Origin of the sequence: Nocardiopsis sp. EMB25 (assembly GCF_026797795.1) — a bacterium.
Lineage (GTDB): Bacteria > Actinomycetota > Actinomycetes > Streptosporangiales > Streptosporangiaceae > Nocardiopsis > Nocardiopsis lucentensis.
Genome location: NZ_JAMTDN010000001.1, coordinates 6,068,320 through 6,084,034, shown reverse-complemented (window position 1 = coordinate 6,084,034; position 15,715 = coordinate 6,068,320). Strand labels below are relative to the sequence as shown.

The 15,715-nt window shown below is 69.9% G+C and carries 14 protein-coding genes; 1 reads left to right on the top strand and 13 read right to left on the bottom strand.

Features of this window, described 5'->3' with window-relative positions; translation table 11 throughout:
- Position 1: 1 nt before the first annotated feature.
- Positions 2–1,087 (bottom strand): CDP-alcohol phosphatidyltransferase family protein, encoded by a 1,086-nt coding sequence (locus KIK06_RS27175; RefSeq protein ID WP_268645610.1) that lies wholly within the window; start codon positions 1,085–1,087, stop codon positions 2–4.
- A gap of 619 nt (positions 1,088–1,706) precedes the next feature.
- Here KIK06_RS27175 and KIK06_RS27170 point away from each other — a divergent pair.
- Positions 1,707–3,827 (top strand): acyltransferase family protein, encoded by a 2,121-nt coding sequence (locus tag KIK06_RS27170; protein WP_268645609.1) that lies wholly within the window; start codon positions 1,707–1,709, stop codon positions 3,825–3,827.
- A 397-nt stretch (positions 3,828–4,224) separates the two neighbouring features.
- Here KIK06_RS27170 and KIK06_RS27165 read toward each other — a convergent pair whose 3' ends face one another.
- The 12 genes from KIK06_RS27165 to KIK06_RS27110 all read right to left on the bottom strand — a co-directional run bounded on the left by KIK06_RS27165 (position 4,225) and on the right by KIK06_RS27110 (position 15,714).
- The gene (locus tag KIK06_RS27165) at positions 4,225–4,989 is read right to left on the bottom strand and encodes a crotonase/enoyl-CoA hydratase family protein (RefSeq protein WP_268645608.1); all 765 of its coding nucleotides are present in this window, start codon (positions 4,987–4,989) and stop codon (positions 4,225–4,227) included.
- A 9-nt stretch (positions 4,990–4,998) separates the two neighbouring features.
- Positions 4,999–5,772, bottom strand: coding sequence for an SDR family oxidoreductase (locus KIK06_RS27160; protein ID WP_017598591.1), 774 nt, complete (start codon positions 5,770–5,772; stop codon positions 4,999–5,001).
- Between the two features lie 33 nt (positions 5,773–5,805).
- Entirely contained in the window at positions 5,806–6,318 is a 513-nt protein-coding gene (locus KIK06_RS27155; RefSeq protein ID WP_268645607.1) for a hypothetical protein, read from the bottom strand.
- A 283-nt stretch (positions 6,319–6,601) separates the two neighbouring features.
- Complete coding sequence (locus KIK06_RS27150) at positions 6,602–7,084, bottom strand: hypothetical protein (protein ID WP_268645606.1); 483 nt, start codon at positions 7,082–7,084, stop codon at positions 6,602–6,604.
- A gap of 112 nt (positions 7,085–7,196) precedes the next feature.
- Complete coding sequence (locus KIK06_RS27145) at positions 7,197–7,712, bottom strand: hypothetical protein (protein ID WP_268645605.1); 516 nt, start codon at positions 7,710–7,712, stop codon at positions 7,197–7,199.
- A gap of 241 nt (positions 7,713–7,953) precedes the next feature.
- On the bottom strand, positions 7,954–8,820 hold the full coding sequence (locus KIK06_RS27140) for a sugar phosphate isomerase/epimerase family protein (RefSeq protein ID WP_268645604.1): 867 nt from the start codon (positions 8,818–8,820) through the stop codon (positions 7,954–7,956).
- 15 nt (positions 8,821–8,835) lie between these two features.
- Positions 8,836–9,843: a Gfo/Idh/MocA family protein gene (locus tag KIK06_RS27135; RefSeq protein ID WP_017598583.1), complete on the bottom strand. Its 1,008-nt coding sequence runs from the start codon at positions 9,841–9,843 to the stop codon at positions 8,836–8,838.
- Between the two features lie 115 nt (positions 9,844–9,958).
- Positions 9,959–10,840, bottom strand: a complete 882-nt coding sequence (locus tag KIK06_RS27130) for an ATP-binding cassette domain-containing protein (RefSeq protein WP_051059142.1) — start codon at positions 10,838–10,840, stop codon at positions 9,959–9,961.
- A gap of 14 nt (positions 10,841–10,854) precedes the next feature.
- Positions 10,855–11,916, bottom strand: a complete 1,062-nt coding sequence (locus tag KIK06_RS27125) for an ABC transporter permease (RefSeq protein WP_017598581.1) — start codon at positions 11,914–11,916, stop codon at positions 10,855–10,857.
- Between the two features lie 2 nt (positions 11,917–11,918).
- Positions 11,919–12,905 carry a substrate-binding domain-containing protein gene (locus tag KIK06_RS27120; protein ID WP_017598580.1) on the bottom strand — a complete coding sequence of 329 codons (987 nt, stop codon included), beginning with the start codon at positions 12,903–12,905 and terminating at the stop codon, positions 11,919–11,921.
- 114 nt (positions 12,906–13,019) lie between these two features.
- Positions 13,020–13,937 carry a TIM barrel protein gene (locus KIK06_RS27115; protein WP_017598579.1) on the bottom strand — a complete coding sequence of 306 codons (918 nt, stop codon included), beginning with the start codon at positions 13,935–13,937 and terminating at the stop codon, positions 13,020–13,022.
- 280 nt (positions 13,938–14,217) lie between these two features.
- The gene (locus tag KIK06_RS27110) at positions 14,218–15,714 is read right to left on the bottom strand and encodes a CoA-acylating methylmalonate-semialdehyde dehydrogenase (protein WP_268645603.1); all 1,497 of its coding nucleotides are present in this window, start codon (positions 15,712–15,714) and stop codon (positions 14,218–14,220) included.
- Position 15,715: the final 1 nt, after the last annotated feature.

Sequence of the window (15,715 nt, the reverse complement as noted above, 5' to 3'; positions counted from 1 at the left end):
GTCAGGCGGCCGGGCGCTGCTCCTGGGGGTCGAGCGAGGCCAGCACCGCGTTGATGTCGCGGGTGACCCGGGTGAACGCACGGGTGGACAGCCACAGCTTGTAGATGATCACCAGCTCGAAGGCGAGCATCAGGAAGCCGGACACGGCGATGGTCACGAGCATCCCCGTCGTGGAGAACAGGCCGACCAGCGGAGCGACGATGAACACGCCCATCTGGAACTCGATGCCGCTGAACAGGTGCGGGCGGATGCGGTTCTCCCGCAGGACGTCGCGGACGCGCCGGTACCAGGGGAAGCGCCGGTGGAAGCCCTCCTGGAGTGCCGTGCTCTGAATCTGGCGCGCCTTGCGCCCCGGGGTGAGGACGGTGGGCTCCGCCTGGTCCTCTTCCTCCTCGTCGGCGGGCGCGGTCCGGGTGACGGGGCCGGACGGCCGTTCCGGTGCGGCGACGCGCTCGGCGCCGCCGACGGAGACACCGCCCTCGTCGTCGGCGTCGTCGACGGCTCCGCCCGTTTCGAACCGGGCGGCCAACTCGCGGACCTCTCTACCGCCTTCGCCGTCGCCCTCCTCGGCCTCGCGGATGGCCTGGACCATGTGCTTGCGCATCGTGGTCCGCACCTTGGCCATCTGCGGCGAGTTCAGGTAGCGGAACATGTCCGTGAACACGATGCCCAGGGCGAACCAGAGGAAGACCGAGTTCCCGGACTCGGCGAACTGACCGCCCATGAGGGCGATGGCGCAGATCAGGACGCGGACGCGGTCGAAGACGTAGTCGAGCCAGCTGCCGAACACCGACCCGTTGCCCTTGAGCCGGGCGATCTTGCCGTCCATGCAGTCCAGGACGAAGCTCAGGTGGAACAGGACGGCCCCGGCCAGCAGCCAGTACCAGTCGGCGAGGAAGAAGCAGACCGCCGCCGCCACGCCCAGGATCAGCGCCGCCAGGGTCAGCTGGTTCGGGGTGAGGCGGGTCCGGTTCGCGGTGGCCCTGACCAACCGCGAGGCGAGGGGGTCGACCAACCAGACGGTCCACCACGAATCACGTGTCTTGTAGGTCTGTTCCTGTACGTCACGAAGGGTGAACGCGGGCATGGGAGAAACTCCAGGCACGGTGGACGATGGTTCGGGGTCGTCGTGCGGCGGCGGGAACGCACGAACACCGCGGGCGCGAGATCAGGGCGCGGGGGAGCCGGGCGCCGCCGGGAAGGGCGTGTCACACCGGTGATGCTGAGTTGACGCCCTCTCAGGCTCTCGGGTTCACATCCACACACGACTGGTGACCCGAACAGACACTCATGACGGTGACCAGGCCTATCACATGTGACATAAACACCACGTCAACATGACGTCACACCAACGGCGCCGATCCCTCCTCCACCGCCCCACCCCTACCGTTCCACCTCGACCGGCGTGAACGCCGGAATGTACCCCATGTCTCCGCGTTCGGTGTCAACCCCGGAACTTCATGTGCGGCGGATCACCCGATTTCCCCCTCCACGGCTACGCGTGCACACAGATTTCATCTCGACTCGACAACATGCGCCGCGCGTCCCACGGGTCAGTGACAGGACCCGCTGATACTGGACCGGCAGGGCCACGCGCCCCCGGACGCCGACCATCGCCACGGCTCCGGCGCCACGCCAGGCTCCATCCGAGGCCCTCCGCCGCGCCGCCGCCCCTGCCTCCACCTCCGCCAACCCGAGGCTGACTCGTGTCCGATCCTGCCCTGAACCGCGCCACCGACACGGTTCCCACCCCTTCGACCGCCACCACCCGCCGACGCCGTTCCGACATCGAGGGCCTGCGCGCCGTCGCCGCGCTGCTGATCGCCGTCTACCACATCTGGTTCGGCAAGGTCTCCGGCGGTGTGGACGTCTTCCTCGTGCTCACCGGCTTCCTCATCACGGGCTCCCTGGTGCGCGCGTTGGAGCGCGACGGGCGGATCGCGCTCGGGGCGTTCTGGGCCAAGCTCGTGCGGCGTCTCTTCCCGGCGGGCGCGGTCGTCCTCGGCACGGTCCTGGTCGGCGCCTACCTGCTCCTGCCACGGTCGCGGTGGACCGACGTCATCGCCGACGTCCAGGCCGCCGCGCTCTACCACGGGAACTGGCACCTCGCGCTGGGCTCGGTCGACTACATGGCGGAGAACGGTGCCGCCAGCCCCGTCCAGCACTTCTGGTCGCTGGGTGTGCAGGGACAGTTCTATCTGCTGTGGCCGCTGCTGCTCACGGCGGCCGGGCTCGTGGCCGCGGCCCTGGGCGCGCGGGTCCGCACGGCCGCGGTGATGACACTGTCCGCCGTGTTCGCCGGGTCGTTCGGGTACTCACTGTGGATCACGGCGAACGAACCCGTCTGGGCCTACTTCGACACCGGTGCCCGCCTGTGGGAACTCGCCCTGGGCGGCCTGCTCGCCCTCACCCTGGGCCGTGTCCGCCTGTCCTCCCGGATGCGCGGCGCCGCCGGGTGGACCGGACTGACCGCACTGGTCCTGTGCGGCCTCGTCGTCAGCGACCACCTGCCCTATCCGGGCCTCGCCTCACTGTGGCCGACCCTCGCGGCGGTCCTGGTCATCGTGGCCGGGGCCGGTGCGGACGTCGGGCGGCTGTCCGCCAACCGGCTCCTGGGTTGGGCTCCGCTGACCTGGCTGGGCGGGCACGCCTTCACGCTGTTCCTGTGGCACTGGCCGGTCCTGGTGTTCTACCTGGAGGTCACCGGAACGGAGCGGCCCACGCTCGGTGGCGGGCTGCTCGTCCTCGGTCTGTCCTTCGCGGCCGCGCTCGCCACGAGCTGGGTGGTCGACGGCGGGCTCACCCGCCTCACCCGGACGCGGACGGCTCCCTCGTGGTCGCTGGCCGCCGGAGTCCTGTTCGTCGTGCCCGTGTTGCTCGGCGGCCTGGCGTGGGGCCAGGTGATCCAGCGTGACCAGGAGCTGCGGCTGGAGCTGGCCTCCGACCCCACCGCCTACCCGGGGGCGGGCGTCCACCTGAGCCCCGCGCTGGCCGAGGGTCTGCCCGACCTGCCCGTGTACCCCGACACGACCACGGTCGCGCGCGAGACCATCGACCAGACCCGGGCGTGCAACGCGCTCATCGACGACACCGAACTGGTGCGGTGCGAGGCCGGGGACCCGGAGGGCGACTACACGATCGCGCTCGTCGGCAGTTCGCACGCCCGCCACTGGTACCAGGCGCTCGACACCCTGGCCGACCGGCACGGGTGGCGGCTGGTCGTGATGACCAAGAACGCCTGCCAGTTCAGCACGGCGGATCAGACCTACCGGGGCGAGGCGTTCGAGGAGTGCGACGCGTGGAACGGTCATGTCATGGCCGAGCTGCGCGACCTGCGGCCCGAGGCGGTGTTCACCACGGGCACCCGAACGCGGACCGGCGCGGACCGCCCGGAGCACGTGCCGGACGGATACGTCGAGCGCTGGCGTGAACTGGACGAGCTGGGCGTCGACGTGGTGGCGGTCCGCGACACCCCGCGGTTCGGGTTCAACGTGCCCGAATGCGTCGACCGGAACGGCGCCGGCTCCCCGGAGTGCTCGGAGCGGCAGTCGTACTCGATGGCGCGCACCTCACCGGCCAACGCGCTGGAGGACGTCCCGGACAACACGGCCTTCGTGGACATGACCGAGTACTTGTGCTCGGACGGCCTCTGCCCGGGGGTCATCGGCAACCAGTTGGCGTACTACGACACCAACCACATGTCGCATGCGTTCTCGCGCTCGATGGCGACCGTGCTGGAACCCGACCTGCTCGACGCCCTGCCCGAGGCCCCGGAGGCCGACGCGAGCCTGGTGGAGTCGGCGGCGGTGCTGTACGAGGAGCCCTAGCCGTGTTCGTTCTGGGCCTGCCGCTTCGCCTCGGCCCGGGTTCGGGCGCCCCGAAGGCAGGGATGCCCCATCCTCGGCTACGCCCGCCCGTCGCCCTCCACCACCCTCAACGGGCGCCTACGGCGCAGTCCGATTCAAGCCCGTTCCTCGCTCGCGGCTCGCCTCGTCTCGCAGCACCCTGCCGGTGCCCGAACTGTGTTCGTTCTGGGCCTGCCGCTTCGCTTCGGCCCGGGTTCGGGCGCCCCAAAGGCAGGGATGCTTCATCCTCGGCCACGCCTGACGCTCGTTCCTCGCTCGCGGCTCGCCTCGTCTTGCAGCACCCTGCCGGCGCCCGAACGAAACCCCCCAGGGCGGCCGCCCCTCCTGAGGGGACGGCCGCCGCGTACGCGGGTCGGGGCTACTCGCCCTTCCAGACGGGGGCGCGCTTCTCAGCGAAGGCCGCCGCGCCCTCCATCGCGTCCTGACTGACGAAGACCGGGCCCGCCAGCTCGTTCTGCCGGTCCCACATCTCCTCGGCGGACCAGTCATTGGAGGACTGGATGACCTCCTTGGACACCTTCAGCGCCAAGGGGCCGTTCGGGGTGATGCGGGCGGCGAGATCCTTGGCCCCGGCCAGGGCGCCGCCGCGGATCGTCACCTGGTTGACCAGGCCGAGTTCCGCCAGGCGCGTGGCGTCGACGAAGTCGCCGGTCAGGGCCATCTCCATCGCGATGTTGCGCGGGATCCGGTGGTGGAGGCGGAGTAGGCCGCCCGCGCCCGCCACGAGGCCGCGCTTGACCTCGGGGATGCCGAACTTCGCGTCCTCGGCGGCGACCACCAGGTCGCAGGCGAGCACCGCCTCGAAGCCGCCCGCGAGGGCGAACCCCTCGACCGCCGCGATGAGCGGCTTCCTCGGTCCGCGCTCGGCGAACCCGCCGAATCCGCGGCCCTCGACGAGTGGCAGCTCGCCCTTCATGAACGCCTTCAGGTCCATCCCCGCGCAGAAGGTGCCGCCCGCGCCGGTGATGACGCCGACGCTCAGGTCCTTGCGGGCGTCCAGGTCGTCGAGCGCCTCGGCGACCTGCTGGGCGACGGCGGCGTTGACCGCGTTCTTGGCCTCGGGCCGGTTGATGGTGATGACGGCGACGCCGTCCTCATCCGTGTAGAGAACCTCGTCGGACACGGGGACCCCCTACTTCGGCGGCATGCGCAGGCCGCCGTCGATGCGGACGACCTCGCCGTTGACGTAGCTGATCTCCAGCAGGGCGCGGGCCAGCTTGCCGAACTCTCCGGCGGTCCCCATGCGCTTGGGGAAGGGGATGGGCGCGGCGAGGCGCTTCTTGAACTCCTCAGCGCCCTCACCCTCACCGTAGATGGGGGTCTCCAGGATGCCGGGGGCGATGGTGTTCACGGTGATGCCGACCGCGGCGAGGTCGCGCGCGGCGGGCAGGGTCATGCCGATCACGCCGCCCTTGGAGGAGGAGTAGGCGATCTGGCCGATCTGCCCCTCGATGCCCGCCAGGGAGGCGGTGTTGACGATGGAGCCGCGCTCGCCGTCCTCGTTGACCGGTTCGGTCTTGGCGATCTCGGCGGCGGCCAGGCGCAGCACGTTGAAGGTGCCGATCAGGTTGACCTGGATGACCTTCTGGTAGCTGTCCAGGTCGTGCGGGTTGCCGTTCCTGTCCACGGTGCGGGTCGCCCAGGCGATCCCGGCGCAGGAGACGGCCGCGCGGAAGGGCTTTCCGGTGTCGACGGCGGCCTGGACGGCGGCCTTGACCTGGTCCTCCTTGGAGACGTCGGTGCTGACGAAGACACCGCCGATCTCCTTGGCGATGGCCTCGCCGCGCTCGGCGTTGAGGTCGGCGATGACGACGGTCGCACCGGCGTTCGCAAGTTCCTTGGCGGTGGCCTCACCGAGGCCGCTGGCGCCGCCCGAGACGAGGGCGGAGATTCCGTTCAGATCCATGGGCCGCACTCTACAGACGATGTGACCCACGCACTAGAACCGGGTTCGGTTTTTCACGGAGGACCCTCGAGATCCGGCCCTACCCATACTGAGCCATGCGCGGGTCAGGTCGCGCAGTTCGTCGAACTCGCCGGGCGGGTCGGGGGCGAGCAGGTCGCCGCCGGGCGCCGGACGGGGTGCGGGAACGCGCGGGGCCGCGTGTTTGGGGATATAGGCGGGGGTCGATACCCGGGGTCCGTCGGCGGTCGGCCGGGTCGTGCGGGCACGCAGGCGGCGGGCGGGGTGCGCCGCGGCGTAGGCGAGTTCGCGCTCGTGGGCGAGGAAGTAGGGCCGAACGGGGGCGGCGTCCCTGACGGGATGAGCCGTGCAGGTCGGGGGCGAGGCGGGGACCGACGCGGGTTCGGAAACCGGGGCGGGCACCGGCGCGTAGCGGCGGACCCGGGTGGAGCGGCACCGACGGGCGCCGTGGCGGCCACGGGCGGGGGCGAGGAGGGTCTTCAGGCAGTCCAGGGCAGAGCCGAGGACCGCACGACTAGAATCAGCCATGTCGGCAAGTCCTTGGTAAAGGTGGAAGTTGCTGGCCACGACCCCGGACGTATGACTAACGTCGCGGGGTCTTCGTATGCGGTTGTCGTTCGCGACAAAGAGTAGAGCACTCCGGCGGGATGGGTGAACTTTTCTGCGAAACCGCGCTGCTTCGAGAACCAGGTTTTTCGTTTTCCCAGTTCAACCCGCGTGTTGCACAGAACCAGCCCGGTTTATCCGCCAAGCCAGAAGAGTCCGAATTCGCCCGAATTAATAGAATTAATCAGCGCGGGACACGCCGAATTCACTCCCGGCGAGCGCCTTCGGGCCAGATGACGTCGACCGGGACGCCCCGCCACCGGGCGGCCTCGACGGCGTCGCCCGTCCCGCCCCTGCCACCGGAGGGCCGGCCGTCCCAGACCGCGAACAGCCGGTCGATCGCGCCCAGCACGGCCTCGTTGGCGTCCTCGTAGGCGGTGCGACCAGCCGTCCGGTGCGGCATGTACCGCACCAGGGTCGAGCGCATGAGCAGACCGTCGAACTGGTCGAGGTTGTCGCGCTTGACCTTGACCTCCCGGTAGTCGACGGAGGGGAGGACGACCTCCAGCCGTCCTCCCGCGTCGAGCACGGCCTCCGCGAAGAGCTGGTCGGCCCCGCGTGCCAGGCACGACAGACCGGTGAGCCCGTCACCCGCGTACGGGGTGAGGGCCTCCGCCAGCGCCGCGCGGACGAGCGGCACGCTGTCCATGCTGAGGTTCGAGTGCCCGGTGATACCGATGCGCGTCACGCCAGCTCCTTCAGGTGCGATCGTCCGGCCAGCAGAATACGTGCCCCGCGCCGCGGCACCAGGAGCGGTCGAACCAGCGACCGACCGGACGGCCGGGTACCGACGGACACCGCTACCAGGGCCACCAGGGCACGGGGTCCTCCTCCGTGGGCTCGGGCTCGGGTTCGGGCTCCGGTTCCGGCTCGGGCTCAGGCTCCGGTTCGGGGCGCTCGGGCTCGGGTTCCGGCTCGGGTTCGGGCTCCGGCTCCGACGCCTCCCCGGACGGCTCAGACGGCCCCTCCGAGGGCGAGGGCTCCGGAGACGGCGAGGCCGAGGGCTCCTCCTCCGCCTCGTCGTCCTCCGACGGGGAGGCCGAGTCGGAGGGCTCGGGGGCGGCGGCGCTCGGGACCGGGGAGGCCGGGTCGGCGGCGGGGCCGGAGGGCAGCTGCTCGGCCTGCCCCACGCGTTGGCGGTCGTCCCCACCGGTCTCGGGCGGGTCCTGGGAGACGAGGACGAAGACGAGCGCTCCGGACATGGTGATCACGCCCACGGAGCAGGCGATCGCGGCCTGGAGGAGACGCTGGCGGCGCCGTTCGATACGGCGTGCCTCGCTTCGCCGGAGTCGCGTCGGATGAGGTGTGCGGGTCATCGCGTGCGTCGGCTTCTCTTGGGAGTCGGGGGCGGGCTCGGCCCCACGGGGCGAAGAGCCCACGAAAGTCCGAGCTACCTTACATAAGCAGGGCGTGAGCTCGCACGTTACCCCGGAGGAACCCCCGCTGCGCGGAAAACCCGAAAAGGGCGCCGCACATGATCGCGTGCGGCGCCCCGCCGGGACGTCCGGCCCCTCGGCCGCCCTCTGTGACTGACCGACGTGACGCCCCGGCGCCTGGTCAGGAGGCGAGCTCCTGGGTGACCCTCTTGAGCATGAACTCGGAGGACTCCCGTGCCCGTTCCTCCCACGCGAACACGCACACCGTGGCCACGCCGTCGAAGTCCAGGTCTCGCAGGGCGCCGAAGAACTCGTCCCAGTCCACCTCGCCCTGGCCGATGTCCAGGTGCTGGTGGATCCGCGCGGGGGTGCCGGGCGGGTTGAGGATGTACCGCAACCCGGACGAGCCCTTGTGGTTGAACGAGTCGGCGATGTGCACGTGCTGGAGCTTGTCGCCCGCGTACTCCATCATCCGCCGAACGTCCGCGCCCGGGTCCTCACCCGACAGGTGGAAGGTGTGCGGAGCGCAGTACAGGTAGTTCACCCAGGGCCGGTTGATCGCCCGGACCAGGTCCACCGCGGGTTCGTTGACCTCGCAGAAGTCGTCCGGGTGCGCTTCGAGGTTGAGGGCGATCCCCTCACGCTCGAGGATCGGCAGCAGCTCCTCCATCGACCGCCAGAACGCGCCCTCGCTCTCGGCGGCCCGCTCCGGGCGGCCGTTGAACTCGGAGTTCATCAGGTTCACGTCGAGCTCGACCGCGACCTCGATCATCCGCTTCCAGTAGCGGACCGCGTCCCGGCGTTCCTGCTCGATCGGGCTCGACCACGCGTACAGCGGCAGGATCGAGGACAGCTTCACCCCCGTCTCGCGCAGCGCGCCCCGCAGCTCCGCCACCCGGGCGTCGTCGGCCCTCGGGTGCTGGAAGAACGGCATGAACTCCGCGCGAGGGGACAGCTCGATGTACTCGTAGCCCAGGTCCGCCACGGTCCGCACCATCTCGGTGATCGGCAGACCCCGGAACATGTACGGGTCAATGGCGATCTTCATGTTCTGCTCTCTCCCTCAGGCGTAGAACGCCGGGCGTTCCTTGATGCCGGTCTCGACGACGCCACCCGAGTGCAGCGACCGCACCAGCGCGTCGGTGACGATCGCCGCGGCGTAGCCGTCCCAGGCGTTCGGTCCGGTCGTCGGGACCCCCGCGGCCACCTCGTCGACCCACGTCTGGAACTCGGTGTCGAAGGCGGCGGCGAACCGCTTCACCCAGTCCTGGAGGACGGGCGTGCTCTGGCGGGCGGCCGAGCGCACCACCGCGCCGGGGATCTCCGGCAGCCGGACGGTGCCCTCCTCCCCCACGACCTCGCAACCGATCTCGTAGCCGTACTGGCAGTTGACGAACACCTCCAGGTCCACCCGGGCGCCGCTGGCCATCTCGAAGAGCATGACCTGTGGATCACGCAGGTGCTCGAACTTCTTGGTGGTCGAACGCGGGACGATCACCTGGACGGAGGAGATCTCGTCGTCCAGCAGCCACCGCATCACGTCCACCTCGTGGACGGCGGTGTCCTGCGAGGCCATCTCGGAGTGGTAGGCCTCGGGCACGGTGGGGTTGCGGTGCACGCAGTGCGCGAGGAGCGGCGTGCCGATCGCGCCCGTCGAGACGGCCTCCTTCATCTCCCGGTAGCCGGTGTCGAAGCGCCGCATGAAACCGACCTGCACCAGACGCGAGCCGTGCGCGGCCTCCGCGTCCAGGATGCGCTGGGCGTCCTCGGCGGTGGTGGCCAGCGGCTTCTCGCAAAAGACCGGTTTGCCCTCCGCGATCGCCTCCAGGACCGACTCGGCGTGCGCCGGGCCCCAGGAGGTGACCACGACCGCGTCGACCTCCGGATCGGCGATCACGTCCGTCCCGGTGGGCAGCACGCGCGCACCGGTGCCCTCGACCGCCCTGGCGGCGCGGTCGGCGTCGATGTCGGTCGCCGCCACGACCTCGGCACCACCCACCGAGGCGGTGATCCTGCGGATGTGCTCGGCTCCGATCCAGCCGGTGCCGATCACTCCTACCTTGACGGTCATCGTTCCTTGCCTTTCTTGACGGTCGGGCGGGTGTGGACACCCGCCCGTTCCGGTCGGAGTCCCCTGTCGGCCGGGGCCGGAGCCCCGGCCGACCTGAGGTATCGGCCGTCCGAGGTCAGAGCCCCTGGACGTCCGGGCCCTCACCCGCCGCGTCGTGCAGCGGATCGACCTGCGGGTCCTTGGCCCGTTCCAGCTCGTGCTGGAGCGCGTCCAGCTCGGCGCCGCCCGCCATGTGGTGGGTGAGGTCGTCGAGGGTGAGCTCGGAGCGGGGCTGGTCGAGCTCGGTCTCGCCGAGCTTGATCACCACGAAGTGGTCGCCGACCATGTACGCGTGGTGCGGGTTGTGCGTGATGAAGATGACGCCCAGGCCGGCCTCGCGGGCCGCGCTGACGTACTTCAGGACCACACCCGACTGCTTGACCCCCAGCGCGGCGGTCGGCTCGTCCAGGATCAGCACGCGGGCGCCGAAGTAGACGGCCCGCGCGATGGCCACGACCTGGCGCTGGCCACCCGACAGGTTGCCGACGGGAGCGTCGATGTCGGGCAGGTCGATGCCCATCTTCCTCAGCTCCTCGTCCGCGATGCGGCGCATCCGGGCGACGTCGAGCATCCGGAAGGGGCCCACGCCCCTGCGCAGTTCGGAGCCGAGGAAGAAGTTGCGCCACACCGGCATCAGGGGAACCATCGCCAGGTCCTGGTAGACCGTGGCGATGCCCCGGTCGAGGGCCTGTCGCGGTGACGAGAAGTCCACCGGCTCACCGTCGACCAGATACTCGCCCGACGTCGGCCCGTACAGCCCGGCGATGATCTTGATCAGTGTGGACTTGCCCGCGCCGTTGTCACCGAGGATGCAGGTGACCTCGCCCGCGTCGACCCTCAGATTGATGCCGTTCAGTGCCCTGATGTTGCCGAAGGTCTTGCCGATACCGCGTAGTTCCAGCAGCGGCGCGGTCCGCGGCGTGGTGTTCCCGGTGGAAGTCGACGTGGTGTCCGTCATCGTGCTCACCTCGGTCACCTCTTGTTCGCTTGCGTACGGACCCAGCCGTTGACCACGACCGCGAGCAGGAGCATCGCCCCGACGAAGAAGAACACCCAGTTGTTGTCCCACCCGGCGAGGACGATGCCCTGGCGGGTCATGCCGTAGATGAACGCGCCGATCGCGGCGCCGATCACCGTCCCGTAGCCGCCGGTGAGCAGACACCCGCCGACGACGGCCGCCATGATGTACAGCAGCTCGTTGCCCACGCCCTCCGCGGACTGCACCGTGTTGAACATGAAGAGCAGGTGCATGCCCGAGAACCAGGCCATGAACCCCACGGTCATGAACAGGCCGATCTTGACCCTGGCCACCGGGACGCCGACGGCCCGTGCGCTCTCCTGGTCGCCGCCGACCGCGTAGATCCAGTTGCCGACCTTGGTGCGCATGAGCACCCACGTGGCCAGCCCGGCGAAGACCATCCACCACAGAACGGTCACGCGCACCTCGACCCCGGCGATGGTGAAACTGGACGCGAAGACCGCCCGAGCCTGGTCGAAGCCGTCCATCGACGAGATGTTGCGGGTGGAGACGGTACCGATGACCAGCTTGGTGATGCCGATGTTGAGCCCTTGGAGCATCAGGAACATCGACAGTGTGACCAGGAAGCTGGGGAGTTTGGTCCGGACCAGGATCCACCCGTTGAGGAACCCGATGGCGAGCGACACCGCCAGGGCGAACAGGACACCGACCCAGACGTTCAGCGAGAAGTACCAGGCGAACATCGACGCGGCCAGGCCGGAGCTGATCACCGCGACCCCGGCGGAGAGGTCGAACTCACCGCCGATCATCAGCAGCGCCACGCCCACGGCCATGATGCCGATCGTCGAGCTGGCGTAGAGGATGTTGGTGAACGCCCCCGCCGAGCGGAACGGCTCGGCGATGGTGAAGAAGACGGTGAACACGATCACCGCGCCGACCAGGGATCCGACCTCCGGCCGCGTCAGGAAGTGCCGGAGCACGGATCTGCGGCCCAACCGCAGTGCCTTCTCGGAGCCGCCCGGCGACGGCGCCGGAGGGGTGATGACGTGGCTCATGGTTATCGGGTCCCCCGCTCGGCGTATTCGGCGACCGCGTCGATGTTGGTCTCGTCGATGAACGCCGGGCCGGTCAGGACCGGCTCGGTCCCGCCCCCGGACGTGTTGCCGTTGGTGTTGTACAGCCACAGGCCGTCCACGGCGAGGTAGCCCTGGAGGTAGGGCTGCTGGTCGACGGCCCAGTCGACGATGCCGCCCTGGATCGCGTTGACCAGGTCCCGGTTGGTGTCGAAGGTGGCGACCCTGGCGTCGCTGCCCGCGTCGTCGACCGCGTCGACCGCGGTCATGGCGATCGGAGCGCCCAGGGTGACCACGTAGTCGAAGTCCTCGTCCGCCTGGAGTGTGGAGGCGATGCTGGACCGGACCTCCGGCATGTTCGCGCTGTCCACGTACACGACATCGGACTCACCCTCGAAGGCCTCGCCCAGGGAGGCGCACCGGGTCTCCAGCGCCACGTGCCCCTGCTCCTGGATGACGCACATGACCTTCTCCGCGCCGACGTCGTTCAGCCGCTCGCCGAACGCGGCACCGGCCACGTGCTCGTCCGTGCCGAAGTACTCCAGCACGCCCATGTCCTGCCACTCCTCGAGACCGGCGTTGAACGCGACCACCGGGATGCCCGCCTCGATGGCGTCGGAGATGGCGCCCTCCAGCGCGTCCGGCTTGGCGAGGGTGACGGCGATGCCGTCCACGTCGCGGTCGATGGCGTTCTGGATGAGGTTGGCCTGTTCCCGGGCCTCCGGCGCGGAGGAGTACTCCAGCTCGATCCCGCTCTTGGCCGCCGCGTCCTCCGCCCCGGAGCGGATGATGTCCCAGAAGGTGTCGCCGGGGACCTCGTGGGTGATCATCGCGACGGTCATGTCGGGGAGTTCGACGTCGCCGCCGCCTCCCCCCGCCTCCCGGCCTCCCTCCGAGCTGCACGCCGTGACGGCGAGCGTCAGACACGCGGCCCCTGCGATCAGGGCGGTGTAGGTGGTGTTGCGCTTCATGATTCGACCTCTTGTCGATCTGGGGGATTCACTCAACCTGTGGTTGGTCGCAGGGGCCGGTGCGACTTGCGGGGAGTCCGCTCTGCGCGGCGGGCTCAGCGTGTGGTGTGGAGGTCAGGCCTTCTGGTGGCGCGCCCCCAATCCGCAGCTGTTGAGGTACGTGCGGGTCCGGACCGCGATGGGCAGCGGAACCTCCGGCTCGCACGGGTACAGGTCCTGTTCGACGATCACGAAGAGCCGGGCGTCGACCTCGTCGAGCGCGTCGATGACGGCCTTGGGCGCGGGCTCCCCCGCCGGGGGCTCCACGCACACACCGCGCTTGACGGCCTCGCCGAAGCCGAGCTTCTCCTCGTGGACCTGCCGGACGACCTCCGGGTCCATCTGCTTGATGTGCACGTAGTCGACGCGCTCGGAGTACCGGCGGATCAGGTCCACGGCGTCACCGCCGCCGTAGGCCACGTGACCGGTGTCCAGGCACAGGGACACGAGGTCGGGGTCGGTCCCGTCGAGGAACCGCTCGATCTCGGGCTGGGTCTGGATGTGGGTGTCGGCGTGCGAGTGCAGGCACAGGCGCACGTCGTAGTCGCCCAGCAGGATCCTGCCGAGCTCGTCGGCGGAGCGCTGGAGGTTCCTCCACTGACCGTCGTCGAGCGTCGGGGACTCGGAGAACTCCCCGGTCTTCTCGTCCCGGTACATGGGCGGGATGAAGACCAGGTGGTGCGCGCCGACGGCGGCGGTGAGCTCGGCGACCTTCCGGACGGTGGCGACAGTGTCATCCCATTCGTCCGGGTTGTGCAGGTTGCCGAACACCGTGCCGCCGGAGACCTTCAACCCGCGCCGGCCGACCTCGTCGGCGAGGCGCTTCGGGTCGGTGGGCAGGTAGCCGTACGGCCCCAGTTCGAGCCATTCGTACCCGGCCTCGGTCAGTTCGTCGAGGAACCTGTTCCACGGCGTCTGGTGTTCGTCCTCCGGGAACCAGACCCCCCAGGAGTCGGGGGCGGATCCGAGGACCAGTTTCTCCGTCATGTCCATCTCGTTTCGTGAAAGGTGTGGCTGGTGTGGACGGCCAGGTTCGGCCGGGGCCTGTTTTCTGGAACGACCACCTGAGGGGGTGTCGTTCGGGCGCCGGCAGGGTTCTCAAGGATCGAGACTGCGCCGTAGGCGTCCGTTGAGGGTGGTGGTGGGCGACGGGCGGGCGAGTCGAGCCGCGTAGCGAGGAACGAGCGACAGGCGAGGTCGAGGATGAAGAATCCCTGCCTTGTGGGTGCCCGAACACGGTCCGAAGCGAAGCGAAGGACCCAAAAAACACCGCCTAGCCGTGGGTGGGGAAGTTGAAGGCGGCCTCGACCGATCGGTCGACATGCGGCCACCGGCTGGTGACGACCTTGGCGCGGGTGTAGAACCGCACGCCCTCGGGGCCGTGGATGTGGCTCCCGCCGAAGAGCGAGTCCTTCCAGCCGCCGAAGGAGTAGTGCGACATCGGCACGGGGATCGGCACGTTGACGCCGATCATCCCGACCGTCACCCTGCGCTGGAAGCGGCGGGCGGCCTCGCCGTCGCTGGTGAAGATGGCGGTGCCGTTGCCGTACGGGTTGGCGTTGATCAGCTCGATCGCCTCGTCCAGGTCGGCGGCGCGGACGATGACCAGCAGGGGCCCGAAGACCTCCTCCCGGTACACGTCCATCTCCGGTGTGACCTCGTCCAGGAGCGACGGGCCGACGAAGAAGCCCTCCTCGTGCCCCTCCACCGTCAGGTCGCGGCCGTCGACCACGACCACCGCGCCCTGCTCCTCGCCGGAGGAGACGAACCCGGCGACGCGGTCGCGGGCCTGGGCCGTGATGACCGGGCCCATCTCGTTGGCGGTGTCCTGGCCGGGGCCCACCCTGACCGCCTTGGCCTTGTCGGCGAGCACCGGCACCAGGGCGTCGGCGGCGTCACCGACGGCGACCGCCGCGGAGATCGCCATGCAGCGCTGGCCGGCGGAGCCGAACGCGGCCGCGGTCAGGTGGTCGGCGGCGAACTCCAGGTCGGCGTCGGGCATGACGACCGCGTGGTTCTTGGCGCCGCCCAGGGCCTGGACCCGCTTGCCGGAGGCGGTGCCGCGCTCGTGCACGTACCTGGCGATCGGGGTGGAGCCGACGAAGGAGACGGCCTCGACGTCGTCGTGGTCCAGGAGCGTGTCGACGGCGGCCTTGTCCCCGTGCACCACGTTGAACACGCCGTCGGGCAGTCCCGCCTCGGCGTAGAGCTCGGCGACGAGGTTGGACACGGACGGGTCGCGCTCGCTGGGCTTGAGGACGAACGTGTTGCCGCAGGCGATCGCGACCGGGTGCATCCACAGGGGCACCATGATCGGGAAGTTGAACGGGGTGATCCCCGCGACGACGCCGAGCGGCTGGCGAAAGTCGAAGGAGTCGATCCCGGTGGAGATCTGGTCGGAGTAGCCGCCCTTGAGCGCGCTGATGATGCCGCAGGCGTACTCGACGACCTCGCGACCGCGGACGATCTCCCCCCTGGCGTCGTCGATCACCTTGCCGTGCTCGGCGGCGATGATCCGCGCCATCTCGTCCTCGTGCCTGGCGAGGAGCTCGCGCAGGGAGAACAGCACACGCGTGCGCTTGGTCAGGGAGGAGTCGCCCCAGCTCTCGAAGGCCTTGGCCGCCGAGGCGACCGCGGCGTCCACGTCGGAGGGCTCGGCGAGCAGGACGGCGGCCTGCTGCTCACCGGTGGCCGGGTTCCACACCGGCGCGGTGCGGGTCGAGGCCCCGGAGGTCGCGGCCCCGTCGATCCAGTGCTGGATGGTCTTCACG

Excerpts from the sequence above, each read along its gene's own strand:
- KIK06_RS27175 (WP_268645610.1), bottom strand. The coding sequence starts at position 1,087 with ATGCCCGCGTTCACCCTTCGTGACGTACAGGAACAGACCTACAAGACA.
- KIK06_RS27160 (WP_017598591.1), bottom strand. The coding sequence starts at position 5,772 with ATGGATCTGAACGGAATCTCCGCCCTCGTCTCGGGCGGCGCCAGCGGC.
- KIK06_RS27155 (WP_268645607.1), bottom strand. The coding sequence starts at position 6,318 with ATGGCTGATTCTAGTCGTGCGGTCCTCGGCTCTGCCCTGGACTGCCTG.
- KIK06_RS27145 (WP_268645605.1), bottom strand. The coding sequence starts at position 7,712 with ATGACCCGCACACCTCATCCGACGCGACTCCGGCGAAGCGAGGCACGC.
- KIK06_RS27140 (WP_268645604.1), bottom strand. The coding sequence starts at position 8,820 with ATGAAGATCGCCATTGACCCGTACATGTTCCGGGGTCTGCCGATCACC.
- KIK06_RS27135 (WP_017598583.1), bottom strand. The coding sequence starts at position 9,843 with ATGACCGTCAAGGTAGGAGTGATCGGCACCGGCTGGATCGGAGCCGAG.
- KIK06_RS27130 (WP_051059142.1), bottom strand. The coding sequence starts at position 10,840 with ATGACGGACACCACGTCGACTTCCACCGGGAACACCACGCCGCGGACC.
- KIK06_RS27125 (WP_017598581.1), bottom strand. The coding sequence starts at position 11,916 with ATGAGCCACGTCATCACCCCTCCGGCGCCGTCGCCGGGCGGCTCCGAG.
- KIK06_RS27120 (WP_017598580.1), bottom strand. The coding sequence starts at position 12,905 with ATGAAGCGCAACACCACCTACACCGCCCTGATCGCAGGGGCCGCGTGT.
- KIK06_RS27115 (WP_017598579.1), bottom strand. The coding sequence starts at position 13,937 with ATGGACATGACGGAGAAACTGGTCCTCGGATCCGCCCCCGACTCCTGG.